This window comes from Mycobacterium sp. E342, from assembly GCF_001667665.1.
In the GTDB taxonomy this organism is placed as follows: Bacteria; Actinomycetota; Actinomycetes; order Mycobacteriales; family Mycobacteriaceae; genus Mycobacterium.
This window is the reverse complement of sequence record NZ_LZJM01000199.1, coordinates 31,379-55,864: the sequence shown is the minus strand read 5'-3', so window position 1 is coordinate 55,864 and position 24,486 is coordinate 31,379. Positions and strand designations below refer to the sequence as shown.

The window sequence follows — 24,486 nt, the reverse complement described above, 5'->3', positions numbered from 1 at the left end:
TAACGAAGACGATGGCAGGCCAGCCGTGAACACCACCCAATCCACTCCTATCACCACCGCCACCTTGCCCGGTAGCGAATCCCGGCTGCTGAGCGAACAGCGCGAAGACCTGGCGGCGTATCGACGCCTCGGCGGATACCGCCCGCTGGCCGACGCCGACGCGTTGCTGAGCGAGGTCGACGCCAGCGGGCTGGTCGGTCGTGGCGGCGCCGCCTTTCCGCTGGCCGTGAAGCTGCGTGCGGTGCGCGATAACGGCCGTATTGCCGGCGGCGCCGTGGTCGTCGCGAATGGTGAAGAGGGGGAACCGGCTTCGATCAAAGACCGCTGGCTGCTGCGCAACCGGCCCCACATAATCATCGACGGTCTCCGGCTGGCCGCGGCGATCGTCGGCACCGAACGCGCCTATGTCTACGTGTCCGACCCGGAATCGGCGCACAGCGTCGAGACCGCGCTCGATGAGCTCGATCCCGACGCGCTGGGCGGCCTCGCGGTCGGCGTGGTGACCGTAGAGCCCGGGTATGTGGCCGGCGAGGAAACCGCCGCCGTCCGAGCGATCAATGGCGGCCCGGCCAAGCCGACCGACAAGCCACCACGCCCCTTCGAAACCGGCGTCGATGATCGACCCACGCTGGTGAGCAACGTCGAGACCCTGGCCAACCTGCCCTACCTGCAAAGCCACGGCGCCACGGTGTTCCGCTCGCAGGGCACGACGCTGTCCCCGGGCACCTTCCTGGCGACCATCACCGGGGCCGGCCGCCCGCCGGTTCTCTACGAACTCCCGCACGGTACGCCGTTCACCGAACTCCTTGCGTTACACGGCGTTCCGCTGGAGCAGGTGCGCGGGGCGTTGATGGGCGGCTACTTCGCCGGCCTGCTCAACCGCGCCGTGCTGGACACGACGCTGGACCACGAGACGATGCGGCGGCTCGGCAGCGGCCTGGGTTGCGGCGCGATCTCGGTGATCACCGACGACTGCCCCGTCGCGGTCGCGGCGTCCGTGCTGGCCTACTTCAACCGCGAGAACGCCGGGCAATGCGGGTCGTGCTTCAACGGGACGGCCGCGATGGCCGCCGTGGCCGGCGCGCTGCGGGACGGCGCCGCGACGACGGAAGACGTCGAACGGTTACGCCGCTGGTCGGTGCTGCTGCGCGGACGTGGCGCGTGCGCAACGCTGGACGCCGCCACCAACGTCGCCGCCAGCCTGCTCGGACAGTTCCCCGGGGAAGTCGCCACGCATCTCGACGGCGCGTGCCCGAACTGCACCCGTGGCGCGTTCCGCGCCGATCGGCCCTACCAGGCGGAAGCTGTGAGGCCCGCATGAGGATCCGTTTGGACCGCACCGTTTGCGACGGCTTCGGAATCTGCGCGAAATACGCGCCCGGATATTTCTCGCTGGACGACTGGGGCTACGCGTCCCTCATCGGTGATGGCACCGTCGCGGAGGCGGATCGCGACGCGGTCATGCGCGCATTGATGGATTGCCCCGTACACGCGATCGCCGAGATCGGTGAGCGCACGTCCCCCGCACCACACCCGCCGCTCACCGAGGCGGACGACCCGGCCGAGCACCTCAAAACCGAAGAGAACGAGGCGGAATGGGGATTCACCCGGTGAGCCGTCTCGCGTCGCGCTGATCACGCAGCGCTGTTGTCGCCGCCCCCGGAAGTTCCACCTGGTCATGGCGGTGTCAACGGAATAGGCTGACACCAGCCAAGGTCAGGATGGCCCCGCTGGGAGGCCCACCATGAGGTGGTTCGTTCGTCGTCCGGCCGCCGTCGCGGTCGCCTTCGTGGCGATGGCGGTCGCGGTGATCGCGAGGCCGGCAATCAGCTCGGCGGACTGCGATCACAACATGTCGTGGAATCCGGCGACCCTCGAGTGCAAGCCGCCGCCGCCGGCGCCGCCGCCGTGGTATACGCCCCCGCCGCCGTACGCTCCGTCATTCGCCGGGCAGGATGTGCCGCCGCCCCCGCCACAGCCGTGGTGGACCTCGGAGCCCCCGATGTGGAGTGTCGGCTTCCACCAATGGGGCATTTACGTGGGCGGCGTCTGGGTGCCGCTGTGAAGGGGCGTGTCTCGATCGCGCCGGCCGGCGGGTGATAACGTAATTCTCCGATTCGTATAACGGTCCTACCAAGTTGCGCCGAGGGGCCGTCCGGCTCGCGGAGGTGACGTGTCAGCAGCGCCGGGACGACCGTTGCCCCTGATCACCCAGGACAACGAATTCTTCTGGACCTCGGGCGCCGACGGCACGCTGCGGCTGCAGCAATGCAATTGCTGCGAATCACTGATCCATCCCCCGGCTCCGGTGTGCCGGTACTGCCGATCGCGCGACATGGGCGTGCGGCCGGTCTCCGGCAGGGCGACGCTCGCCGGCTTCACCGTGAACCACCGGTTCAGCCTGCCCGGCATGCCGGCGCCCTACGTGATCGCCCAGGTCGCCATCGCCGAGGACCCCCGGGTCCGGCTGACCACCAACGTCGTGGAGTGCGATCCCGATCAGCTCGAACTCGGCCAACAGCTGGAGGTCGTCTTCGAACCGGCCGAGGACGTGTGGCTGCCGCTGTTCCGGCCGACCGCGGATTCCGCGCGCGCACCCCTGCCGGCCGACGAGATCGCGCCCGAGCGTTTCGGCGAATACGTCCGCCCGATGCTGACCACCGAGAAATTCGAGGACAAGGTCGCGCTGACCGGAATCGGGATGTCGCCCATCGGGCGCCGGTTGATGCAACCGCCGCTGGCGCTGACCGTGCAAGCATGCGAGGCGGCGATCGCCGATGCCGGGCTGACGTTCGCCGACATCGACGGGCTGTCAACGTATCCCGGCGGGGGCAACCTCGGCGGCTTCGGTGAGGGCGGGGTCACCTCGCTCGAGGCCGCCCTGGGCATCCGGCCGGTCTGGCACAACGGCGGGATCGAGACGTTCGGCCCGGGCGGATCGTTGATCGCCGCGATGCTCGCGGTCGCCGGCGGGCTGGCCCGTCACGTGCTGTGCTTCCGGACGCTGTGGGAAGCCACCTTCAACGAACTGATGAAACAGGGCAAGATCAACCCGTCGATGGGCCGAAGTGCCGGCTGGCTGATGCCGTTCGGCGCCACGTCGGCGGCCCACACGCTCGCCATGAACGCGCAGCGGCACTTTCACCGCTACGGCACCACGAAGGAAACGCTGGGCTGGATCGCATTGAACCAGCGGGCCAACGCCGAGCTCAACCCCACGGCGGTCTATCGAAGCCCGATGACGATGGATGACTATCTGAACGCGCGGCCGATCACCACGCCATTCGGTCTGTACGACTGCGACGTGCCGTGCGACGGCGCGATAGCGGTCGTCGTCTCCGCCGTCGACGCCGCACGGGACCTCGCCAAGCCGCCGGTGCTGGTGGAGGCGGTGGGCACACAGATCATCGAACGAATCGACTGGGACCAGAGCACCCTGACCCATGAGCCGCAGGTGCTGGGCCAGGCCGCGCACGTGTGGACACGTACCACGTTGCGCCCCAACGATGTTGACGTCGCCGAACTCTACGACGGTTTCACCATGAATTGCCTGTCGTGGATCGAGGCGCTGGGCTTCTGCGGCATCGGCGAGGCCAAAGAGTTCCTGGACGGCGGCAAGAACATCGCCCGCGACGGCCAGCTGCCGCTCAACACCCACGGCGGCCAGCTCTCGCACGGCCGCACCCACGGCATGGGCCTGGTCCACGAGGCCGTCGCCCAGCTGCGCGGCGAGGCCGGCGACCGCCAGGTCGCCGACGCCCGCGTCGGCGTGGTCAGCAGCGGCGGCCTCACCCCCAGCGGCGTGCTGTTGTTGCGGGCGGACACATGAGCGGCCCGGCGCCCAGCCCCAGGCTGGTGATCGTCGACGGCGTGCCGATGTCGGCGCTGATCGCCGAATCCGCCGAACCCAAGGCCGTGATCGTCGCGATCCACGGCGGAGGTACCACCGCGGTCTATTTCGATTGCCCGGGCCACCCTTCGTTGTCCCTGCTGCGGACCGGTGCGGCGGCCGGATTCACCGTGGTGGCCCTCGACCGGCCCGGCTACGGCAGCTCGGCCCCCTACCCGGAGGCGATGGCGCTGCCCGAGCAGCGGATCAACCTCGCCTACGGCGCGGTGGACCGCATCCTCGGTGATCGGCCTCGCGGCGCGGGGTTGTTCCTGATGGGGCATTCCGGCGGGTGCGAACTCGTGATGCGGATGGGCGCCGACGAGCGCGGCGCCGATCTGCTGGGCATCGAACTGGCCGGTACGGGCCGGCGCTATCACCCGGCGGCGAGGGACATCCTGAAAACCGCGACACGCGAACGCCGCCCGGCCGGCCTGCGCGAGCTGCTGTGGCATCCCGAAAGCCTGTATCCGCCCGAGGTCCTCAGCGGCGTTACGGTCTCTCCGACGGCGCCGTCCTACGAAGACCAGATGGTGTCCAACTGGGCTCGCCAGGACTTCCCGGCGCTCGCCCCCGCCGTCCGTGTCCCCGTGCAATTCAGCATCGCCGAACACGAAAAGGTCTGGCAGAACGACCCTTCCGCGGTGGCCGAGATCGAGAGCCTGTTCTCGGGCTCACCCCGGTTCGTCGTGCACCGCCAGCCCGATGCGGGGCACAACATGAGCCTGGGCCACACCGCCGCCGCCTATCACGCGAAGGTGTTCGCGTTCGCCGACGACTGCGTGGCCGCCCACGCGAATTCCCTTGGCACAGAAGAAGACCTGGAGGCCGGATGAGGGTCGGATTCATCGGCCTGGGCAGTCAGGGCGGGCCCATGGCCCGGCGGATCCTCGAGGGCGGCTACGAGACGACGCTGTGGGCGCGCAGAGCCGCGACCCTCGAGCCGTTCGCCGACACGGCGGCGAAGGTCGCCGAGTCACCGGCCGCGCTCGCCGCGGCCAGCGATCTGGTCTGCCTTTGCGTCGTGGGCGACGCCGACATCGACGAGATCGCGAACGGCGAGCGCGGGCTGTTGGCGGCCATGAGGCCGGGCGGTGTGATCGCCGTGCACAGCACCGTGCACCCCAATACCTGCCGGGAGCTGGCGAACGAGGCCGCAGCCCAAGGCATCTCGGTCATCGACGCGCCGGTGAGCGGCGGCGGGCCCGCGGCCTCCGAGGGGCGCCTGCTGGTGATGGTCGGCGGCGACGCCGACGTCGTCGAGCGGTGCCGCCCCGTCTTCGCCACCTATGCCGATCCGATCGTCCACCTCGGGGAGCTGGGTTCCGGTCAAACCACCAAGCTGCTCAACAACCTGCTGTTCACCGCCCACCTGGCCACCGCGGCGACCGCGCTGTCGCTGGCCGGCGCCCTCGGCGTCGACCCGGACCGCCTCACCGAAGTCGTCTCCCGCAGCAGCGGGAACAGCTTCGCGCTCAACGCCCTTGGCGGGATCGGCGGATTGGACCGGCTCGCGGGTGTGGCCGGGACGCTGCTGCAAAAGGATGTTCGCCTGGTGGTCGACCTGGCCGAACGGGCCGGGGCGAGCGGCGGCGCCGTGCTGGAGGCGGCCGACGCCGCGCTGGCCATGATGGGCACTTCCCGATGAAGGCCCAGTGAGGGTCGGGTTCATCGGTGCCGGGCGGATGGGCCGGCCCATGGTGGCCCGCCTGGTCGAGGCGGGGCATCACGTCACGGCGCTGGGCCGGACGCCCGAAAAGCGGAGCGATCTCGAGCGGCTCGGCGCCCGTGCGGTCCACGACGCCACCGAGGCGGGTGCGCGGGCCGACGTCGTGCTGCTCTGCGTGTTCACCGACCAACAGGTGCGGGAGGTGTGTCTGGACGGCGGATTGCTGTCCGCGATGCGGCCCGGTTCGGCGCTGGTGGTGCACACCACCGCCAGCCCGAGGACGATCGACGCCCTCGCCGCGCGCGCCGACGGGGTCGACGTCATCGATGCCGCGGTCAGCGGTGGCCCGCACGACACCGCGGCCGGCCGGCTCACGCTGTTCGTGGGCGGCGATGACGACGCGGTGGTGGCCGTGCGGCCGGTGCTGCAGTGCTACGGCGACCCGGTTTTGCATGTCGGTGCCCGCGGGTGCGGACAAGCCGTGAAACTGGTGAACAACGCCTTGTTCGCGGGGCATATCGGGCTGCTCGCACAGGCCGTGCGATGGGGTGAACGGCTCGGGGTGCCGGAGCCGGCGCTGCTGACCGCGCTGACGCACGGCAGCTCGACCAGCCGTGTCCTGGAGCTGGTGGCGGCGGCGAGTTCCGTCGCGTCGTTCATCGAGGTCGCCGGAGAATTCGTGCACAAGGACGTGGCCGTCGTGCGCACCGCCAGCGCGGAACTCGGCGCTGACCTGGGCGCTCTCGACGGCGCCTTCGACTCCATCGACGTCGCGAAGAGGGCTTGAGAACTTGGCGTTTCGGTCTTTCCGGTTCGTCACGAAGGTATTACCGTTACCGTTACAGTCAATGACTCGGCTGTAACGGCTGCAGCCCGCCCTCGCCGCTGAGGAGGATTCAGTGACAAAACCGAAGGTCGTCTTCGATCCGTATTCCGAGGACTACTTCAACAACCCGTTCGAAATCTATCGACGGATGCGCGCGGAAGCGCCGCTGTATTACGACGAGAAAGAGGACTTCTACGCGCTGACCCGCCACGAGGACGTCTCGGCCGCGTTCAAGGATTTCGAGACCTATTCCTCGGCGCGCGGCTGCGACCTGGCGATGGTGCGCCGCGGCGTGTCCCCCGAGCAGAAGTCGATCATCTTCATGGATCCACCCGAGCACCGGCATATGCGCAGCCTGCTCAACAAGGCGTTCACCCCCCGCGCGATTCAATCGCAGCGTGAGACGATCATCGAGGTGATCGACAAGTACCTCGGCGCCACCGACCCCGACAACTTCGATGTCGTGCAGGACTTCTCCGGGCCGTTCCCGGTGGAGGTGATCACCCGGATGGCCGGCGTGCCGGAGGAGTACCGCCAGCAGGTCCGCCACTGGATCGACACCAGCCTGTCTCACGAACCGGGACAGATCGAGATCAGCGAAGCCGGTATGCAGGCCAACATCGACACCGCGATGTACTACTTCGGCCTCGTCCAGGAGCGCCGCGCGGAGCCGCAGGACGACATGATCAGCAGGCTGATCGCAGCGGAAATCCCGGGCGAGGACGGCCAGCTGCGCAAGCTCGATGACATCGAAATCACCGGCTTCGCGACGCTTTTGGGCGGGGCGGGCGCCGAGACCGTCACCAAGCTGCTCGGCAACGCGGCGGTGATCTTCGCCCGGAACCCCGACCAGTGGCAGAAGCTGCAGGAGGACCGCGACAAGATCCCCGGGGCGGTCGAAGAGCTACTGCGCTACGAGGGGCCGGTGCAGTACAACGTGCGCTACACCCTCAAAGAGGCACACGTCAGTGGCGGCGTCATTCCCGCCGGCAAGCCGGTATTCCTTTGCGGCGCCGCGGCGAACCGCGACCCGGAGGCCTTCACCGACGCCGACACCTTCGACATCGAGCGTGACCAGACCGAGGCGCAACACCTCGGTCTCGGGTACGGGATCCACAGCTGCCTGGGCGCGGCGCTCGCCCGCCTGGAAAGCAGGATCGCGCTGGAGCGGCTCCTCGACTTCATGCCGCGCTACGAGGTGGACTGGGCGGGGTGCAAGCGAGTGAACATGCAAAACGTCGCGGGCTGGAAGAACGTGCCCGTCAAAGTGCTTCGGTAAAGGGGGTCGCGGTGACCAAGAAGATCGAAGTCGATTGGGGGCTCTGCGAGAGCAACGGCGTCTGCATGGGCATCAACCCGGACATCTTTCTGCTGGGCGATGACGACATGCTGACCGTGCTGCAGGAAGAAGTCACCCCGGAGAACGAGGCGGACGTGCGCGAGGCAGTTCGCCAGTGCCCGCGGCAGGCCATCTCCATCGTGGGCGAGTAACGGCGGTCAGAACCCGGCGAGGATGACGGCGTTGCAGTCGGCCGCGGCCTGCCGCAGTTTCGCCGCCTTCTGATAGCCCTCGGACTCGTACCACGCCCGAGCCGCGTCCACCGATTCGAATTCCAGCACGACGGTCTGGTCGCCGTGCCAGCTGCCCTCGATCACCTTGGGAGCGGTGTCCACCGCCAGAATGGTGGCACCGGCCATGGCCGAACCAGCGGCCTGCGCATAGGCTTTCATGCCCTCCGGATCCGTGATGGCCTCCGTGAGGATGACGTACCCTTTCGGCACTGAATCTCCTTTGGGTCAGATTTTGCTGATGGCCTGCTCGGGGCAGCACTCGATGGCCTCTTGCGTGGCGGCCTCGAATTCCGTTGGAACGTCAGACGTTATCGCCTCCGCGTAACCGTCGTCGGTGAGGCTGAACACCTCCGGGCACAGCGTCGTGCAGACGCCGTGACCGCGGCAGCGCTGGTCGTCGACTGTGACTTTCATGCCGGCGTGAACTCCAGGTGCAGTTCCGTCAGTCCGCGCAGGATGTACGTCGGAACGTATTGGTAGCGGCGGTCATTCGCCGGGCCGTGCACGTCCTCGTTGATCCTGATGTCCGAGGTCCGGTCGAGCAGGCGCTCGATCGCCACCCGGGTTTCGGCGCGCGCCAGCGGCGCGCCGGGGCAGCTGTGGATACCGCGCCCGAACGAGATGTGCTGGCGGGCGTTCTTGCGGGCCGGGTCGAAGGTGGCGGGGTCATCGAACCGGCGGGGGTCGCGGTTGGCGGCCGCTTGGACAACCATGACGGTGGTGCCCGCGGGCAGGTCGACGCCACCGACGTTGGCGGGCACCCGATTCAGCCGGAAGTCGCCCTTGACCGGGCTCTCGTGGCGCAACGACTCCTCGATGAAATTGGGGATCAGGCTGCGGTCCTTGCGCAACTTCGCCTGGATGTCGGGCCGCTCCCCGAGCGTCTGCAAGGCCGCGCCCAGCAGCCGCACGGTGGTCTCCTGGCCCGCGGAGAACACGTTGCTGGCGACGCGGGCCACGTCCTCGACGTCGGGGGTCGAGCCGTCCGGATACGTGGCGGTGGCCAGGCCGGTCAGCACATCGTCGCGGGGCTCCCGCCGACGGTCGATGACGTAGTCGGAGAAGAGGCCGTAGAGGAATTCCAGCGGGCTGTGCGCCAGCGAGCCCTTGGTGCCCCCGACGCCGCCGCCCGAGTGGTCGCGGATGCCCTTGACGAACTTGTCGCGGTCCTCCTCGGGCACGCCGAGCAGATCGGCGATGACGAGCAGCGTGAACGGGCCGGCGAAGCCCTTGATCCAGTCGCCGCGGCCGGGCGCCAGGAACGTGTCGAGCACCTGGTCGGCGAGCACCCACATGGCGTCCTCGTTCTCCTTGAGGCGCTTCGGGGTGATCAGCCGCATCAGCAGCGAGCGATGGTTGGTGTGGGTCGGCGGATCGAGGGTGGGCAGCTGGTCGCTGAACGGCAATTCGTCGCGGTGTTTCTCGATCACGTCGGTGATGTCGTCGCCCTCCAGCGGCACCGGGAAGCCGGGAAACGGGCCGGTGACCGAGATGCACGAGGACCACGTCTCGGCGTCGTTGAGCACCGCGCAGGCCTCGTCCCAACCGGTGATCATGGTGACGTCGTGGTGGGGCTCGCGCGTGACCGGGCACTGCCGGCGCAGCGCCTCGTAGTAGGGGTACGGGTCGTCGATCAGCTCGCTGCCGCGGAAGAAGTCCAACTCGGAGAATTCGTTCGCCATCTCCTGCTCCTTGAATCTCGGCTAGTGAGAACGCGCCTCTCGCAGATGAGTATTACATTTCCATAGGGCATGCCGGCCGTCAACGACGGGGCCCGGTGCCGATACGCGGCTCAGCTGGCGGGAATCAGGTCCGCGGCCACCGAGGGCCACGCCAGCAACCCGCTGCGGAAGGTCTCGACGTGACCGAGCGGGGCGAGGGGCAGAGCGGCCGCCGCCATGGCCTGGGCCTTGAACATGTGGGCGGCCATGCTCAATCGGTGCTGCACCAGGCCCACGCTCTCGTCGAGCTCGGCCGGCCAGCCCTCGCCCCACAGCGTGACCTCGGTGGCCCCGTGATCGAGGGCCTGCAACACCCCTTGCCGCACCCGCGCGTCGCACCCGAACAGATCCGCCGCGGCTGCCAGCGCCTGCGGTCGAGGACGCGAATGCACTGACGCCAGGGCGTCTTCGAGGTCGACCACCCTGGCACCGAGAATCTGCAACGGCCGATCGTCGGGATGGTCGGCAACCAGCACGGTGACGTCCCAGCCCGCCATCGCCCGGTCGAAGAGCCAGCCGCCGGCGAACCGCACCGCGTCGACGACGGTCGCGGCGACCACGTCAAGGCGGTATCTCATGTCCTCACGCGGCGGCTCTTCTACGGCGCGAAGTCCCGCGCCAGCGTCTCGGCGTACTGCTTGAACACCTCGGTCAGGGGTATCGATGGATCGAGCAACCATGTGGTTTCCATTCCGTGGACGAAGGCGAGAATCTCTACTGCCTTGACAGCGGGGTCGATGTCCGCGCGGTACCGGCCGTCGGCCTGCCCGCGGCGGATGAGGTCGGCGACGATGTCGGTCGCGGCGCGATGCCGGGCCAGCATCCGGTCGTGCAGCGGAGCGTCGGGAAGGATGTTCTCGACCAGCAACACCGTGAACGTCCCGACCAGCTCGGGCGCCCGGTTGAACCGATCGGCGACCTGGGCGATCTGGGCGAAGAGATCGCCGGTCCGGTCGGCGTGGAGGTCGTCGTCGAGATCGCGCGCGTCGAGGACGGCGTGCAGCAACTGCTCCTTGGATTCGAAGTGATGCAGCAGCCCCGCGGGGGTGACCCCCGCCTCGCCGGCGATCTGGGCGAGGGTGGTGCTCCGCCAGCCGTTGCGCGTCAGCAGCCGTTGCGCGACGGCGAGGATGCGCTGCTTGCGGTCCTCGCCTTTGGCTAGCAGCGTGTCGTATCGCCGAGCGTCGGGCACCGGACTCCTTTGACCGATCGGCGGGCCGAACCAACCTAGTGAACACACAGTAGGTTAGTTTGACCGCTGTGACAAGGGTCACCGGAGGGGTCGATTTTCGGCGTGCGCGGACGCCGGCGCTATCGCACGAGCTCGACGAGGGTGGCGTTGGCGGTGCCGCCACCCTCACACATGGTCTGCAGCCCGTAGCGAATCCCGTTGTCGCGCATGTGGTGCACCATGCGCGTCATCAGCACCGCCCCGGACCCGCCCAGCGGGTGTCCCAGCGCGATCGCGCCGCCGAGCGGGTTGACCCGCTCGGGGTCCGCCCCGGTTTCGGCGAGCCACGCCAGGGGCACCGGCGCGAAGGCCTCGTTCACCTCGAATGCGCCGACCTCCGACAGCGGCACGCCCGCCTTCTTCAGCACCTTCTCGGTCGCCGGGATGGGACCGGTGAGCATGAGCACCGGGTCCGCCCCGGTCACCGCGCCGGCCAGGTAGCGCACCACCGGGGTCAAACCCAGCTCGACGGCCATCTCGGCCGTCATCACCAGCAAGGCCGCCGCGCCGTCGGAGATCTGCGACGAATTACCGGCGTGGATCACGCCGTCCTCGGTGAACGCCGGCTTCAGTCCGCTGAGTTTCTCCACCGTGGTCCCCCGCCGCACCCCCTCGTCCGCGGCGATGACCGATCCGTCATCGGTGAACACCGGCACGATCTGTTCGGTGAACGCGCCCGCGTCCTGCGCCGCGGCGGCCCGTTCGTGGGAGCGGGCGGAGTATTCGTCGAGCCGGGTCCGCGACAAGCCCCACTTCTTGGCGATCATCTCGGCCGACAGCCCCTGGTTGAAGGAGAAGTCGTCATAGCGGGCGAGGACCTTGGGGCCGTACGGCATGCCGGTCGCCCTGGCCGAACCGAGCGGGACGCGGCTCATGACCTCGATACCGCCGGCCACGACGACATCTTGCTGGCCGGACATCACCGCCTGCACGGCGAAGTCGAGGGCCTGCTGGCTCGACCCGCAGGCGCGGTTGACGGTGGTGCCGGGGATGGTCTCCGGCCAGCCGGCGGCCAGGACCGCGTAACGCCCGATGTTGCTGGACTGGTCACCGACCTGGGACACGCATCCCCAGATCACGTCGTCGACGATCTCCGGGCCGACGCCGGCGCGCTCGAGCAGCTCGTTGAGGACGACGGCCGACAGGTCGGCGGCGTGCATGCCGGACAGGCCGCCGTTGCGCTTCCCCACCGCGGTGCGCACGGCTTCGACGATGACTGTTTCTCGCATGCCTCTACTCCGATCCCTCTACTTTCGACACCCAGTAAACGTTGCCGGCCTCGACGACCTGCGCGCGGATCGCCGAACGTGTACTGACGGCGAGAAAATCTCGAAAATATCGCAGTGGGTACACGCTCGGCGCATCCGAAGCTGACTCTCAGTAGCTCCTCGGCAATTTCAAGACGTTGGATCCCAGGAAATTCAGGATCATCTCTTGGCTGACCGGCGCGATCTTCATCAGCCGGGCCTCGCGGAAGTAGCGCGTAATGTGGTATTCCTCCGCGTAACCCATGCCGCCGTGGGTTTGCAACGCCCGGTCGGCGGCGGTGAAGCCGGCATCGGCGCACAGGTATTTGGCTGTATTCGCCTCGCGCCCACAGGGTTTGCCGTTGTCGTACAACCAGGTGGCCTTGCGCAACATCAGCTCGGCGGCGTCCAGGCGTGCCAGCGAGTCGGCGAGTGGGAACTGCAGGCCCTGGTTCATGCCGATGGGCCGGCCGAACACCTCACGCTCGTTGCCGTATTTCACCGCCCTGTCCAGCGCCACCCGGCCGATGCCGAGCGCCTCGGCGGCAATCAGCATCCGCTCCGGATTCAGACCGTCCAAGATGTACTGAAAGCCCTTGCCTTCCTCGCCGATTCGGTCCTCGACCGGCACTTCGAGGTTGTCGATGAACAATTCGTTGGAGCTGACGGCGTTGCGGCCCATCTTGCGGATGGGGCGGATGTCGACGTGGCTGCGGTCGAGGTCGGTGATGAACAACGTCATCCCGTCGGTCTTCTTGGTGACTTCCTCATAGCTCTGCGTGCGGGTGAGCAACAGGATCTTGTCGGACTCCATGGCTTTGGAGATCCACACCTTCCGGCCGTTGACGATGTAGCGATCCCCGTCGCGTTTGGCGAAGGTGGTGATGCGCGACGTGTCCAGTCCGGCACCGGGTTCGGTCACACCGAAGCAGACGTGCACTTCACCTGTCGCGACCTTGGGCAGCGTGCGTGCCTTGAGTTCGTCAGAACCGTGCACCACCACCGGTTGCATGCCGAAGATGGAAAGGTGAATCGAGCTGGCCGCGTTCATGGCGCCGCCGGATTTGGCGACCTCCTCGAGCAGGATGGTGGCTTCGGTGATGCCGAGGCCATGCCCGCCGTACTCGGTCGGGATGGTCATGCCCAGCCAGCCGCCGTCGGCGATGGCGTTGTAGAACTCGGAGGGAAATTCGTGCGCCTGGTCTTTTTCCATCCAGTACTGATCGTCGAATTTCCCCGCCAGCTCGGCGACCGACCGCCGGATCAGTTCCTGGTCGTCAGTCAGCTCAAAGTTCATTCCGGCGCCGGGCACTGCTGAATCTCCTCTTCGTTGCTGACAGCGAGATTGCCATAGTGGTCGTGAGTTGCCGAAAAGGGCGACCTTGAGCGCAATTTCGACGCAGCTCACCCGGGCCCGGTCGGGTCGGGCCTCAGTCCTTGTTGCCGGTAAGGGCTTTCGCGTTGGCCGCGAACTCCGCGAAGGACGAGCCGCCCCGGGAGTCCTTGTCGTGACCCTTCGCCTTGATGGACACGTCGTGCCCCTCGGCGGCCTTGCGCAGCGCGCCCACCGTAGCCTGCTCGCGCGAAATGTGCGTGAACGGGTCGAACGAGTACCAGCGCATGGCGTTCTCGTGCGTCATCTTGTTGATCTCGTCGTCTGGAACGTTGTTGATGGACAACACATCCCACAGCTCTTCGGGCGCACCCGGCCACATCGAGTCGCTGTGCGGGTAGTCGGCCTCCCAGCAGATGTTGTCGATGCCGATCATGTTGCGCAGCGCCACGCCGACCTTGTCGCTGATGAAGCAGGTCAGGAAGTGGTCGCGGAAGACCTCGCTGGGCAGCTTGCCCTTGAAATTCTGGTGCGTCCAGGCGGAGTGCATCTCGTAGGTCCGGTCCGCGCGCTCCAGGAAGTAGGGGATCCAGCCGGTTCCGCCCTCGGAGAGCGCGATCTTCAGGTCCGGGTACTCCTTGATCGGCCGCGACCACAACAGGTCGGCGGCGGCCTGCACGATGTTCATCGGCTGCAGCGTGATCATCACGTCCATCGGCGCGTCGGGCGCGGTGATGGCCAACCGGCCCGAGGAGCCGATGTGCACGTTCATCACAGTGTCGGTCTCCACCAACGCTTTCCACAGCGGGTTCCAGTACTCGTCGTGAAAGCTGGGATAGCCCATCGCGGCCGGGTTTTCGGTAAAGGTCAGCGCGTGCACGCCCTTCTTCGACACCCGGCGCACCTCGGCGGCGCACGCCTCGGCGTCCCAGATCACCGGGATCGCCATCGGGATGAAGCGCGCGGGGTACGCGCCGCACCACTCGTCGATGTGCCAGTCGTTGTAGGCCTGCACCAGCGCGATCGAGAAGTCGTTGTCGTCGGTGGCGAACAACCGGCCGGCGAAACCCGGGAAGGACGGGAAGCAGATCGAGGCCAGGATGCCCCCGGCGTTCATGTCCTTGACGCGCTCGTCGACGTTGTAACAACCCGGCCGGATCTCGTCGAGCCCTGTCGGCTCGATGCCGTACTCCTCCTTCGGCCGTCCGGCGACCGCGTTCAATGCCACGTTCGGGATGACGGTGTCGCGGAACTTCCACATGTCCGAGCCGTCGGCGTTGTGCACCAGCCGCGGCGCATCGTCCTGGTACTTCTTCGGCAGATGGTTCTTGAACATGTCCGGCGGCTCGACGGTGTGGTCGTCGACGCTGATCAGGATCATGTCTTCTTTGTTCATGGCCGTTGCCCTTCCGTCGGATCCCTCTGTTCGATTCCGCTCCCACGCAGCCTCGGCGAATCACTGTCCCGTGCCAAGATCACTAAAATGAAAACTATCTTCTCGCCAAGCGAGAATCAACATCCAGGGGACGTCCCGGCCGTACTGCATCGGCTGACCAGTGGCGGAACACGGCCCGTAAATTGCCCGCCCGGCAGCGTCGATGCGCCGAGGTAAACGGCGTCCTCGCGAACGAGGCGGGTATTGCCGCCGACGTTGTCGCTGGAAGGCTGCCGTTTCGGTGACGGGGTGCGCGCACGGCGCCAGGATCCGCCGCGCTCCCGTCCGCCGGCATTGACCCGCCGCTCGATCCATGCAACTCTATTGGTTGGAAATGAGAATATGATTCTCCTTGACTGAGAGGTGGTCAGGAGGAGGGCGAGAGGAGCGCACGGATGCGGTTGCCGCCGCTGCCGGCCGATCAGTGGGACGAGGCTACCCAGAAGGCGCTCTCGGCAATGCATGACGCGGGCACCAACAACGCGCTCAGCACCCTCGCCCACCACCCGGCACTGGCCAAGGCGTTTCTCCGCTTCAACGTCCACCTGTTGACCTCGTCCACACTGCCGTCGCGCATCCGCGAACTGGCCATCATGCGGATCGCGCATCGTCGCGAGTCCGCCTACGAGTGGTCTCACCACGTCCGCATGGCCAAGAACGAGGGAATCACCGACAACGAGATAGCGGCGCTGCGGCGCGGTGAGGCCGCCGACGCGTTCGACCAAACGGTGCTCACCGCCGTCGACGAACTCGACGGCAAGTCTCAGTTGTCCGACGAGACCTGGGCCGCGCTCGGCGAGCGCCTCAACGACCAGCAGCGCATGGATCTCGTCTTCACGGTCGGCTGCTACGCCCTGCTGGCCATGGCCTTCAACACTTTTGGCGTAGAGCTCGAACACGCCGATCAGCACTGACAAGAGGAGTAAGAAAGTTGCCGCACTTCCCGAAGCCAGCCGCCGGCAGCTGGACAGAAAACTACCCCGAGTTGGGGACCGCGCCGGTTGATTACACGGACTCGATCGATCCGGCGTTCTTTGAAGCCGAGCGCGAGGCAATCTTCCGGAGGACCTGGCTCAACGTCGGCCGGGTCGAGCGACTCCCCCGTACCGGCAGCTACTTCACCAAAGAACTGCCGTCGGCCGGCAAGGGCACGTCGGTGATCATCACCAAGACCAAGGAAGGGACGGTGAAGGCGTACCACAACGTCTGCCGCCACCGCGGAAACAAGTTGGTGTGGAACGACTTTCCTAAAGAGGAAACCTCCGGCACCTGCCGGCAGTTCACCTGCAAGTACCACGCTTGGCGCTACAGCCTCGATGGTGACCTGACCTTCGTCCAACAGGAAGAAGAGTTTTTCGACCTCGACAAGAGCAAATTCGGCCTGGCACCCGTACGGTGCGAGGTGTGGGAAGGCTTCATCTTCATCAACTTCGATGACAACGCGGCGCCCCTGATCGACTACCTCGGGCCGTTGGCCAAGAGCATCGAGGGCTACCCCTTCGGCGAGATGACAGAGACCTACTCGTACCGCGCCGACGTCGGCAGCAACTGGAAACTGTTCATCGACGCGTTCGTCGAGTTCTACCACGCGCCGATCCTGCACCAGGGGCAGTACACCAAGGAGGAAGCCGCCAAGATCCAGAAGTTCGGCTATGAGGCGCTGCACTACGAGGTGGCCGGCCCGCACAGCCTGCAGTCGACCTGGGGCGGTCAGGCGCCGCCTCCGGACATGTCCATGGTCAAGCCGATGGACCAGGTGTTGCGCAGCGGTTTGTTCGGTCCCTGGGACAAGCCGGAGATCATCGAGAAGCTGGAGCTGCCGCCAGGGGTCAACGTGAAGCGAGTGCCGCAATGGGGCATCGACTCGTGGCTCTTCTACCCCAACTTCATGTTGTTGATCTGGGAGCCGGGCTGGTTCCTGACCTATCACTACTGGCCGACCGCCGTGGACAAGCACATCTTCGAGTGCACGCTGTACTTCATCCCGCCGCGCAATGCGCGGGAACGCCTGGCGCAGGAGTTGGCCGCCGTAACCTTCAAGGAGTATGCGCTACAAGACGCCAACACGCTGGAGGCGACCCAGACCATGATCGGCACCCGGGCCGTCAAAGAATTCCTGTTGTGCGATCAGGAAGTGCTGATCCGCCATCTGCACAAGACGACGGGCGACTACGTGAAGGAGTACCAGAACAATGGCGTTACCGTCTGAATTCGCGGACCTGCAGCCGTATTTGGATTGGGACCTGGCCACCGAGCCGGAGCGCTACGCCAAGCGACTGGCCTCGACGATGGCCGAGATGCAGGCGTTCTACGACGTCGCGTTCCCGCGCCTCAACGATGTCATCGAGTACTGCGACAAGTACCCGCTGGACGACCTGCCCGACGACGCGAAGACTCTCATGCACATCATGCAGTCGCTCGTCATGGTGTCGTTTCCTATCGAGGCGTGGAAACAGGCCCGGGTGCCCGACAGCGGCGCGGCCTGGGTGGAGTGCATCCGGGAACCGGTGATCTGACCGGTGTTGACGCTCAAGGCCGCCGGCCTGCTCGACATCGACGCCGGCGAGATCGTCTCCCCCGGCTTGGTGCAGATCGAGGGCGACCGGATCGCGAGTGTCGGCGGGGAGCCCGAGGGGGAACTGATCGACCTCGGCGAGGCGATCCTGCTACCCGGGCTGATGGACATGGAGGTCAACCTGCTGATGGGCGGCCGCGGGGAGAAGCCCGGCCTGTCCCAGGTTCAGGACGATCCGCCGACGCGGGTGCTGCGCGCGGTCGGCAATGCGCGACGCACGCTGCGCGCCGGGTTCACCACCGTGCGCAACCTCGGCCTGTTCGTCAAGACCGGTGGCTACCTGTTGGACGTCGCACTCGGCAAGGCCATCGACGCCGGCTGGATCGACGGCCCGCGCGTGGTGCCGGCCGGGCATGCCATCACCCCCACCGGCGGCCACCTGGATCCGACGATGTTCGCGGCGTTCGCGCCGCACGCGCTGGAGCTGACCGTCGAGGAGGGCATCGCCAACGGCATCGACGAGATCCGCAAGGCGGTGCGCTACCAGATCAAACACGGCGCCCAGCTGATCAAGGTCTGCTGCTCGGGCGGAGTGATGTCACTGACCGGTCCGCCCGGCGCGCAACACTATTCGGACGAGGAACTGCGCGCGATCGTCGACGAGGCGCATCGGCGAGGGCTGCGCGTCGCCGCCCACACGCATGGCGCCGAGGCGGTCGTGCATGCCGTCGACGCCGGCATCGACTGCATCGAGCATGGGTTTTTGATCGACGACGACGCGATCGCGTCGATGGTCGAGCACGGCACCTTCCTGGTGAGCACCCGGCGCCTGGCCGACGGCGATGCCATGGACGTCTCGCACGCCGCCCCGGAGTTGCAGACCAAGGCCGCCGAGATGTTCCCCAAGGCGCGGACGTCCATCCTGGCGGCGCACGAAGCCGGCGTGAAGATCGCGGTCGGCACCGACGCGCCCGCGATCCCGCACGGACGCAACGCCGACGAGTTGGTCACCCTGGTGAACTGGGGCCTGCCACCGCTGGCCGTGTTGCGGGCGGCGACGGTGACCGCGGCCGAACTGATCAACTCGACCGACCGGGGCAGGCTCACGACGGGTCAGCTCGCCGACATCATCGCGGTGCCGGGAAACCCCTTGGAAGACATCACCGTTACCCAGAACGTGAGCTTTGTCATGAAAGGCGGCAAGGTCTATGTCGACAAGACAGCCAACTCGAACTGACGACCTGGTCGAGATCCAGCAACTGCTCGCCCGCTACGCAGTCACCATCACCCAGGAAGACATCGACGGGCTCATCGGGGTGTTCACCCCGGATGGGACCTACAGCGCGTTCGGTGACACCTACCGGCTGGACAGATTTCCGGAGCTGGTGGCGGCCGCGCCAAAGGGCTTGTTCCTCACCGGAACAGCGCTCGTCGACATCGACGGCGACTCCGCCAGCGGCACCCAGCCGTTGTGCTTCATCGACCACGCCACCCATGACATGCGGATCGGCTACTACCGCGACACCTACGCCCGCACCCCCGACGGATGGCGCCTGAAAACCCGTGCCATGACGTTCATCCGCCGCAGCGGCGTGCACGACTCCGGGCGCCCGCACGCCGTCGGCCGTCCCACGCCGTGAATGTCGCGGAGTTCCGGGCGGGTTTGCGTGCGTGGCTCGACGACAATGATCTGACCCCCGGTCCCGACCACTCCCTGCAGGGCCACATGCGGCAGTTCGCCAGGGTCAGCCGCGCACTCTACGACGCCGGCTGGATGCGGTACGGCTGGCCCGCCGATGTCGGCGGGTTGGGTGGTCCCGCGGTGCTGCGAGCGATCGTCGGCGAAGAGGTGGTCGGTCGCCGCCTCGCCGAGCCGGGCCCCTATTCGATGCTCGAGGTGCTCGCGCCCACGATGATCGATTACGCTCCGGCAGAGCTCGCCGCCGAGATGGTGCCACGGCTGCTCCGCGGTGAAGAGCATTGGTGTCAGGGGTTTTCCGAACCGGGCTCCGGCAGCGACCTGGCTTCGCTGACCACACGTGCCACGCCACGGGGCGACGACTGGATCGTCAACGGACAAAAGGTCTGGACCAGCTTCGCGCAGTTCTCCACCCGCTGTGTCCTGCTGACCCGCACCGCGCCCGGACACGACGGCATCACCGCCTTCTTCGTCGACCTCGACACCCCGGGCATCACCATCCGGCCGCTCCGGACGATGCACGGCGTCGACGAATTCTGCGAGGTCTACTACGACGACGTGGTGATCCCGGCAAGCCGGATGCTCGGCGGCCCGGGCGACGGCTGGCGACTCGCAATGGATCTGCTCCCCTACGAGCGGTCCACGTGCTTCTGGCAGCGGATCGCCTACCTGTACTCCCGCTTCGACGACCTCATCGCCCAGACGTGCGACGCCGGCGAGACGGACGAATCCGCGCTTGGGGCAGCGTATTTGGCGTTGCACACGCTGCGCTGCCGATCCCGTAACACCCAGCACCGGCTGCGCGACGGGGCGCGGCTGGGACCGGACACGTCGATCGACAAGGTGCTGCTCGCCGCCGCCGAGCAACGGCTCTACGACACCGTCCGCGACCTGCTGCCCGGAACGCTCGAACTCGACGACACGCCGTGGCGCCCGGAATACCTGTACTCGCGCGCGGCGACCATTTACGGCGGCACCGCCGAGATCCAGCGCAACATCATCGCGCGCCGGCTGCTCGACCTCGGGAAGGACTGAGCCGTGGAGTCGACGGATCTCGAGTCGCTGCGCCTGCTCGAAACCTCGCTGCGAACAACGATGGCGGCCGCATCGGGGGGCAAGCTCGACGCGGCGCTGACCGAGCTGGGCTGGCGCGACATGCTGGACGAGATGCCCGCCACCGCAGTTCCTTTGGTGTTCCGATTACTCGGCGAGACGGGCGCGCATGCCCCGGTGCTGAACGACGTGGTGTCACGCGAGATCGGCGCGGCACGCGGCGGTACCCCACCGCTACCGTTCGCCGGCGCCTCGTGGGTGATCTGGGAGCGTGGCGAACGCGTCGGGTCGGCCCTCGACGACGCGCTGCCGATACGGCGGGCGCCGCAAGGAGATTCGTTGCCGCCGGCCGCGTTGGACGCCGGCAGGCGGGCACTGGGCTGGTGGTTGGTCGGCACCGGCCGGGCCATGCTGTCGCTGGCACGCCGGCACGCGTTGGACCGCGTGCAGTTCGGCCGGCACGTCAGCTCGTTCCAGGCGATCCGGCATCGGTTGGCAGAGACGCTCGTCGCGATCGAGGGCGCCGAAGCGACGCTGCACGTCGCCGCACAGGCCGAGGACCACGACGGGCTGGCCTCGCTACTGGCCAAGGCCGCCGCCGGCCAGGCCGCGCTGACCGCCGCCCGGCACTGCCAGCAGGTGCTGGCCGGCATCGGCTTCACCGCCGAGCACCCGCTACACCACCACGTCAAACGGTCACTCATCCTGGACGGCCTGCTGGGCAACACTCGTGAGCTGACCCACGAGGCGGGAAAACTTCTGGTGGACAAGCGGTTTGCGCCGCGCCTTGCCCAGCTCTAGCCTCGCAGGCCCGTCAAGCGCGGCCCGGAACCGGCGCGTAGACTGCGTCTGGCCGCCAACAGGAGGGGACGCGATGAGTCAGCCGGAGCCAGCCCCCCGAAACGAGATGGGCGTCGCCTCGCTGCTCGTGGGTCTGGTCGCGGTCGGCACGTGTTGGATGCTGGTCGGGGTGCCGTTCGGCATCGCGGCGGTGATTACGGGCGACGTGGCGCGCAGGCGGGTGCTGCGGGGCGAAGCGAGCAACCTGCGAACCGCGCTGGCGGGCATGGTGTTAGGGGCGGTGTCGATCGCCGCCGGGCTCGTCGCGATCGGGTACTACGCCTGGCTGGACGCCCGCTAGTTCCGCGGCATCCCCAGCACACGCTCGGCGATGATGTTCCGCTGAATTTCCGACGTGCCACCGGCAATCGTGGCGGCGAAAGTGCGCGCGTACCGGTCGAACCAGCTGCGGTAGTGGCTGTCGAGGTTCAGCGGAGCGAACGGGGCGGTCACCGCGCGGTGCACAAGCCCCTCCGCATCGGCGGCATTCAGGGCGTCCTCGGATGCCCGTTGCAGGGCCTCGGAGCCCAGCAGCTTAAGCACCGATTGGGCCGGAACGTCCTCGTCCCCGCGGGCGGCCCGCGATAACACGGTGGAGCCCAGTAGCCGCAGCGCGTAGGCGTCCATCACCAGACTGGCGTAGCGGTCACGCTCGAGCGGGCCCGACGGACGGAAATCGATGCTCAGTTCGTGCAACAGGTCGACGTATCCCATCCACAGCATGACGCGTTCGTGCCCCAGAGAACCGGTGGCCACCCGCCATCCCTGGTTCAGCTCACCCACCAGGTTCTCGGCCGGCACCCGCACGTCGGTGAAGAACACCTCGTTGAAGTCGACCTCGTCGCTGTCGCACATCGACGCGAACGGGCGGCGCACCACACCGGGCGTGTCGGTGGGGATCAGCAACACGCTGATGCCCTTGTGTTTCGGCGCCTTTGGATCGGTGCGCACGAACGTCAGCAGCACGTCGGCGTCGTGGGCGCCGGATGTCCAGACCTTCTGGCCGTTGACGACGAAGTGGTCGCCGTCGAGCACCGCCCGGGTCTTCAGCGACGCCAGGTCCGAACCCGCTCCGGGCTCGCTCATCCCCAGCGACGCGGTGATCTCGGCTCGCAGGATCGGCACCGCCCACTTCCGCTTTTGTTCCGGCGAGCCGAAGGTCAACAACGAGGCCGCGATGATGCCCACGCCCTGCGGGTTGAAACTTTGATAGACGCGCCGCCGCCCCAGCTCCTCCAAGTACACGTATTGCTGCAACAGCGTCGCGTTACGTCCGCCGAACTCGGGCGGATTGCCGGGGAGCAGCCATCCGCTGTCGAACAGCAACCGCTGCCACCGCCGGGCCCAGGGCGGGACGTGCGAGCTGGAGCGGGGCCGTTCGGACGCCTCGGCCTCCGACGGCGAATGCGCATCCAGGAAGGCTGTGAATTCGGCGCGGAACGCCTCCACGTCGGCGTCAAAGGTGAGTTGCACGCGACTCCCCGCAACGGTCGTGAGCACTTCCCCACGTCGGTAGATCACGATTTCCGCCGACGGCCCGGTTCGCTCTTATGATTACGCTTCCATACACACGTCTAAGAGAATAGTATTCTCGTGACGAGGAAGTTACAATCTCCGACACATGATCCGTGAGGGGGTCGAGCGCAGCGATGTCACGGCGTTCTCCGGTAGAGTCCAATCATGTTCTCCCCTCGCGGCAATCAGCCGAGCCGGCTGTGACCAGCCCCAGCGAAGAGCCCGCCTGGAAGCAGCGCGCCGTCGAGAGGTCGATCAAGACGGCGAAATTGCGCGCCGCCCAACGCGTTCAGCGCTTCCTCGACGCGGCCCAGGCCATCATCATCGAGAAGGGCTCCACGGACTTTACCGTGCAGGAGGTCGTCGACCGGTCCCGCCAGTCGCTACGCAGCTTCTACCTGCAGTTCGACGGCAAGCATGAGTTGCTGCTGGCGCTGTTCGAAGACGCGCTGAGCCGGTCCGCCGACCAGATTCGCGCCGCCACGGAAAGCCAGACAGATCCGCTGGAGCGGCTGAAGGTCGCCGTCCAGCTCCTGTATGAGGCCTCGCGGCCGGACCCGACCGCCAAGCGGCCGCTGTTCACCGACTTTGCACCCCGTTTGCTCGTCACACACCCGGCCGAGGTCAAGGTGGCGCATGCGCCCCTCTTGGCGTTGCTGACCGAACTGATGGAAGCGGCGTCGGACGCCGGTAGACTGCGCACGGGCGTCAATCCGAAGCGAATGGCCGCGATGACCATGCAGACCGTCATGTTCATCGCCCAATCCAGCGGTGGCTCCGACGACGCGACGGTCCACCCCATCACCGGCGACGAGGTCTGGGATTTCTGCTCGCGCGGCTTCGTCGGGTAGCCGCGAGGCGTAGCGGCCCCACAATTGCCACGGCTGACCACATAGCGCACAGGCCATTTGCTGCGGAGAATCTAATTCTCTAATATCCAGAACGATAAATAGCCAAAACGGATTCGCCATTGACACCCGCGACGGGGTGGTGACATTGTGCGAAGGCGGGGAGATACCGGTCCGGGGACGCGGGCCGTTCCGCACCCAGGCGTGCGATCACTAGTCAGGAGTTGAGAAAGCCATGACGGGACGTGTTGAGGGCAAAGTCGCCTTCGTCACCGGAGCTGCGCGCGGTCAGGGCCGCAGCCACGCGGTGCGGCTGGCGCAGGAAGGCGCCGACATCATCGCGGTCGACATCTGCAAGCCCATCCGCGACGGCGTCACCGACACCGCGATCCCGGCGTCGACACCCGAGGATCTCGCCGAGACGGCCGACCTGGTCAAGGGACACAACCGCAGGATCGTCACCGCCGAAGTCGACGTGCGCGACTTCGAGGCGCTCAAGGCCGCGGTGGACAGCGGCGTCGAACAACTCGGCCGGCTCGACGTCATCGTGGCCAATGCCGGGATCGGTAACGGCGGTGACACGCTGGACAAGACGAGCGAGCAAGACTGGACGGAGATGATCGACATCAACCTGGCCGGGGTGTGGAAGACCGTGAAAGCCGGTGTACCGCATCTCTTGTCGGGCGGCCGGGGCGGTTCGATCATCCTGACCAGCTCGGTCGGGGGGCTCAAGGCCTACCCCCACACCGGCCACTACGTCGCCGCCAAGCACGGGGTGGTCGGGTTGATGCGCGCGTTCGGAGTCGAGTTGGGACAGCACATGATTCGGGTGAACTCGGTGCACCCCACGCATGTCAAGACGCCGATGCTGCACAACGAGGGCACCTTCAAGATGTTCCGCCCCGACCTGGAGAATCCCGGCCCCGACGACATGGCGCCGATCTGTCAGCTGTTCCACACCCTGCCGATTCCGTGGGTGGAACCGATCGACGTCAGCAACGCGGTGCTGTTCTTCGCCTCGGACGAATCCCGCTACATCACCGGCGTGACCCTGCCCATCGATGCGGGTAGCTGCTTGAAATAGAGTTCCGTC

The 24,486-nt window shown here is 67.0% G+C and carries 28 protein-coding genes; 19 read left to right on the top strand and 9 right to left on the bottom strand.

What is annotated here, in order from left to right; all coding sequences use genetic code 11:
- Positions 1–25 precede the first annotated feature (25 nt).
- From A5692_RS14510 to A5692_RS14470, 9 genes are all read left to right on the top strand, one after another.
- Entirely contained in the window at positions 26–1,321 is a 1,296-nt protein-coding gene (locus A5692_RS14510) for an NADH-ubiquinone oxidoreductase-F iron-sulfur binding region domain-containing protein (RefSeq protein WP_068057070.1), read from the top strand.
- Entirely contained in the window at positions 1,318–1,614 is a 297-nt protein-coding gene (locus tag A5692_RS14505; RefSeq protein WP_068057068.1) for a ferredoxin, read from the top strand. The genes A5692_RS14510 and A5692_RS14505 overlap by 4 nt, the downstream gene beginning before the upstream one ends.
- Before the next feature lie 130 nt (positions 1,615–1,744).
- Positions 1,745–2,065, top strand: coding sequence for a hypothetical protein (locus A5692_RS14500; RefSeq protein ID WP_068057066.1), 321 nt, complete (start codon positions 1,745–1,747; stop codon positions 2,063–2,065).
- A 108-nt stretch (positions 2,066–2,173) separates the two neighbouring features.
- Positions 2,174–3,829 (top strand): OB-fold domain-containing protein, encoded by a 1,656-nt coding sequence (locus A5692_RS14495; RefSeq protein ID WP_068057064.1) that lies wholly within the window; start codon positions 2,174–2,176, stop codon positions 3,827–3,829.
- Positions 3,826–4,725, top strand: coding sequence for an alpha/beta hydrolase (locus A5692_RS14490; protein ID WP_068057062.1), 900 nt, complete (start codon positions 3,826–3,828; stop codon positions 4,723–4,725). The genes A5692_RS14495 and A5692_RS14490 overlap by 4 nt, the downstream gene beginning before the upstream one ends.
- The gene (locus A5692_RS14485; RefSeq protein ID WP_068057060.1) at positions 4,722–5,537 is read left to right on the top strand and encodes an NAD(P)-dependent oxidoreductase; all 816 of its coding nucleotides are present in this window, start codon (positions 4,722–4,724) and stop codon (positions 5,535–5,537) included. Before A5692_RS14490 ends, A5692_RS14485 begins: the two co-directional genes overlap by 4 nt.
- A 7-nt stretch (positions 5,538–5,544) precedes the next feature.
- Positions 5,545–6,345, top strand: coding sequence for an NAD(P)-dependent oxidoreductase (locus A5692_RS14480; RefSeq protein WP_082962705.1), 801 nt, complete (start codon positions 5,545–5,547; stop codon positions 6,343–6,345).
- 112 nt (positions 6,346–6,457) lie between these two features.
- Positions 6,458–7,663 carry a cytochrome P450 gene (locus tag A5692_RS14475; protein ID WP_068057058.1) on the top strand — a complete coding sequence of 402 codons (1,206 nt, stop codon included), beginning with the start codon at positions 6,458–6,460 and terminating at the stop codon, positions 7,661–7,663.
- Between the two features lie 11 nt (positions 7,664–7,674).
- Positions 7,675–7,875 (top strand): ferredoxin, encoded by a 201-nt coding sequence (locus A5692_RS14470; protein ID WP_067925061.1) that lies wholly within the window; start codon positions 7,675–7,677, stop codon positions 7,873–7,875.
- 6 nt (positions 7,876–7,881) lie between these two features.
- Here A5692_RS14470 and A5692_RS14465 read toward each other — a convergent pair whose 3' ends face one another.
- The 8 genes from A5692_RS14465 to A5692_RS14430 form a co-directional block, all read right to left on the bottom strand.
- Positions 7,882–8,115, bottom strand: a complete 234-nt coding sequence (locus A5692_RS14465; RefSeq protein ID WP_231984322.1) for a DUF1330 domain-containing protein — start codon at positions 8,113–8,115, stop codon at positions 7,882–7,884.
- Between the two features lie 66 nt (positions 8,116–8,181).
- Complete coding sequence (locus A5692_RS14460) at positions 8,182–8,370, bottom strand: ferredoxin (protein ID WP_067735446.1); 189 nt, start codon at positions 8,368–8,370, stop codon at positions 8,182–8,184.
- On the bottom strand, positions 8,367–9,638 hold the full coding sequence (locus A5692_RS14455) for a cytochrome P450 (RefSeq protein ID WP_068057054.1): 1,272 nt from the start codon (positions 9,636–9,638) through the stop codon (positions 8,367–8,369). Before A5692_RS14455 ends, A5692_RS14460 begins: the two co-directional genes overlap by 4 nt.
- A gap of 110 nt (positions 9,639–9,748) precedes the next feature.
- Positions 9,749–10,255, bottom strand: coding sequence for a hypothetical protein (locus A5692_RS14450; RefSeq protein WP_068057051.1), 507 nt, complete (start codon positions 10,253–10,255; stop codon positions 9,749–9,751).
- A gap of 20 nt (positions 10,256–10,275) precedes the next feature.
- Positions 10,276–10,869, bottom strand: coding sequence for a TetR/AcrR family transcriptional regulator (locus A5692_RS14445; RefSeq protein ID WP_067925044.1), 594 nt, complete (start codon positions 10,867–10,869; stop codon positions 10,276–10,278).
- Between the two features lie 119 nt (positions 10,870–10,988).
- Positions 10,989–12,137, bottom strand: a complete 1,149-nt coding sequence (locus A5692_RS14440; RefSeq protein ID WP_068057049.1) for a thiolase family protein — start codon at positions 12,135–12,137, stop codon at positions 10,989–10,991.
- Between the two features lie 148 nt (positions 12,138–12,285).
- Positions 12,286–13,452 (bottom strand): acyl-CoA dehydrogenase family protein, encoded by a 1,167-nt coding sequence (locus tag A5692_RS14435; RefSeq protein ID WP_068057047.1) that lies wholly within the window; start codon positions 13,450–13,452, stop codon positions 12,286–12,288.
- A gap of 133 nt (positions 13,453–13,585) precedes the next feature.
- Complete coding sequence (locus A5692_RS14430) at positions 13,586–14,884, bottom strand: amidohydrolase family protein (RefSeq protein WP_068057045.1); 1,299 nt, start codon at positions 14,882–14,884, stop codon at positions 13,586–13,588.
- Between the two features lie 434 nt (positions 14,885–15,318).
- Here A5692_RS14430 and A5692_RS14425 point away from each other — a divergent pair, with 434 nt between their 5' ends.
- The 8 genes from A5692_RS14425 to A5692_RS14390 all read left to right on the top strand — a co-directional run bounded on the left by A5692_RS14425 (position 15,319) and on the right by A5692_RS14390 (position 21,331).
- A complete protein-coding gene (locus A5692_RS14425) occupies positions 15,319–15,837 on the top strand; it encodes a carboxymuconolactone decarboxylase family protein (protein WP_068057043.1) in 519 nt (172 codons plus the stop codon).
- A gap of 17 nt (positions 15,838–15,854) precedes the next feature.
- Positions 15,855–17,132 (top strand): aromatic ring-hydroxylating dioxygenase subunit alpha, encoded by a 1,278-nt coding sequence (locus A5692_RS14420; protein ID WP_068057040.1) that lies wholly within the window; start codon positions 15,855–15,857, stop codon positions 17,130–17,132.
- Entirely contained in the window at positions 17,116–17,439 is a 324-nt protein-coding gene (locus tag A5692_RS14415; protein WP_068057039.1) for a hypothetical protein, read from the top strand. Before A5692_RS14420 ends, A5692_RS14415 begins: the two co-directional genes overlap by 17 nt.
- Before the next feature lie 3 nt (positions 17,440–17,442).
- Positions 17,443–18,675, top strand: a complete 1,233-nt coding sequence (locus tag A5692_RS14410) for an amidohydrolase family protein (protein WP_068057037.1) — start codon at positions 17,443–17,445, stop codon at positions 18,673–18,675.
- The gene (locus A5692_RS14405) at positions 18,647–19,078 is read left to right on the top strand and encodes a nuclear transport factor 2 family protein (protein ID WP_067921276.1); all 432 of its coding nucleotides are present in this window, start codon (positions 18,647–18,649) and stop codon (positions 19,076–19,078) included. The genes A5692_RS14410 and A5692_RS14405 overlap by 29 nt, the downstream gene beginning before the upstream one ends.
- Positions 19,075–20,172 (top strand): acyl-CoA dehydrogenase family protein, encoded by a 1,098-nt coding sequence (locus tag A5692_RS14400; RefSeq protein WP_068057035.1) that lies wholly within the window; start codon positions 19,075–19,077, stop codon positions 20,170–20,172. Before A5692_RS14405 ends, A5692_RS14400 begins: the two co-directional genes overlap by 4 nt.
- A gap of 60 nt (positions 20,173–20,232) precedes the next feature.
- Complete coding sequence (locus A5692_RS14395) at positions 20,233–20,991, top strand: acyl-CoA dehydrogenase family protein (RefSeq protein WP_082962709.1); 759 nt, start codon at positions 20,233–20,235, stop codon at positions 20,989–20,991.
- 73 nt (positions 20,992–21,064) lie between these two features.
- Positions 21,065–21,331, top strand: coding sequence for a DUF4190 domain-containing protein (locus tag A5692_RS14390; RefSeq protein WP_068057031.1), 267 nt, complete (start codon positions 21,065–21,067; stop codon positions 21,329–21,331).
- Here the strand turns inward: A5692_RS14390 and A5692_RS14385 are convergent.
- Positions 21,328–22,503 (bottom strand): acyl-CoA dehydrogenase family protein, encoded by a 1,176-nt coding sequence (locus tag A5692_RS14385; protein ID WP_068057029.1) that lies wholly within the window; start codon positions 22,501–22,503, stop codon positions 21,328–21,330. The genes A5692_RS14390 and A5692_RS14385 overlap by 4 nt on opposite strands.
- A gap of 242 nt (positions 22,504–22,745) precedes the next feature.
- On the opposite strand from A5692_RS14385, the gene A5692_RS14380 reads away from it, so the two are divergent.
- Both A5692_RS14380 and A5692_RS14375 read left to right on the top strand, forming a co-directional pair.
- Entirely contained in the window at positions 22,746–23,396 is a 651-nt protein-coding gene (locus tag A5692_RS14380; protein WP_068057026.1) for a TetR/AcrR family transcriptional regulator, read from the top strand.
- A 232-nt stretch (positions 23,397–23,628) separates the two neighbouring features.
- Positions 23,629–24,477 carry a mycofactocin-coupled SDR family oxidoreductase gene (locus tag A5692_RS14375; protein ID WP_068057024.1) on the top strand — a complete coding sequence of 283 codons (849 nt, stop codon included), beginning with the start codon at positions 23,629–23,631 and terminating at the stop codon, positions 24,475–24,477.
- Positions 24,478–24,486: the final 9 nt, after the last annotated feature.

Coding starts and splice junctions, on each gene's coding strand:
- A5692_RS14395 (WP_082962709.1), top strand. CDS start 20,233: ATGGCGGCCGCATCGGGGGGCAAGCTCGACGCGGCGCTGACCGAGCTG.
- A5692_RS14505 (WP_068057068.1), top strand. CDS start 1,318: ATGAGGATCCGTTTGGACCGCACCGTTTGCGACGGCTTCGGAATCTGC.
- A5692_RS14435 (WP_068057047.1), bottom strand. CDS start 13,452: ATGAACTTTGAGCTGACTGACGACCAGGAACTGATCCGGCGGTCGGTC.
- A5692_RS14500 (WP_068057066.1), top strand. CDS start 1,745: ATGAGGTGGTTCGTTCGTCGTCCGGCCGCCGTCGCGGTCGCCTTCGTG.
- A5692_RS14460 (WP_067735446.1), bottom strand. CDS start 8,370: ATGAAAGTCACAGTCGACGACCAGCGCTGCCGCGGTCACGGCGTCTGC.
- A5692_RS14405 (WP_067921276.1), top strand. CDS start 18,647: ATGTCGACAAGACAGCCAACTCGAACTGACGACCTGGTCGAGATCCAG.
- A5692_RS14455 (WP_068057054.1), bottom strand. CDS start 9,638: ATGGCGAACGAATTCTCCGAGTTGGACTTCTTCCGCGGCAGCGAGCTG.
- A5692_RS14440 (WP_068057049.1), bottom strand. CDS start 12,137: ATGCGAGAAACAGTCATCGTCGAAGCCGTGCGCACCGCGGTGGGGAAG.
- A5692_RS14415 (WP_068057039.1), top strand. CDS start 17,116: ATGGCGTTACCGTCTGAATTCGCGGACCTGCAGCCGTATTTGGATTGG.
- A5692_RS14425 (WP_068057043.1), top strand. CDS start 15,319: ATGCGGTTGCCGCCGCTGCCGGCCGATCAGTGGGACGAGGCTACCCAG.
- A5692_RS14490 (WP_068057062.1), top strand. CDS start 3,826: ATGAGCGGCCCGGCGCCCAGCCCCAGGCTGGTGATCGTCGACGGCGTG.
- A5692_RS14450 (WP_068057051.1), bottom strand. CDS start 10,255: ATGAGATACCGCCTTGACGTGGTCGCCGCGACCGTCGTCGACGCGGTG.
- A5692_RS14485 (WP_068057060.1), top strand. CDS start 4,722: ATGAGGGTCGGATTCATCGGCCTGGGCAGTCAGGGCGGGCCCATGGCC.
- A5692_RS14390 (WP_068057031.1), top strand. CDS start 21,065: ATGAGTCAGCCGGAGCCAGCCCCCCGAAACGAGATGGGCGTCGCCTCG.
- A5692_RS14375 (WP_068057024.1), top strand. CDS start 23,629: ATGACGGGACGTGTTGAGGGCAAAGTCGCCTTCGTCACCGGAGCTGCG.
- A5692_RS14465 (WP_231984322.1), bottom strand. CDS start 8,115: ATGAAAGCCTATGCGCAGGCCGCTGGTTCGGCCATGGCCGGTGCCACC.
- A5692_RS14430 (WP_068057045.1), bottom strand. CDS start 14,884: ATGAACAAAGAAGACATGATCCTGATCAGCGTCGACGACCACACCGTC.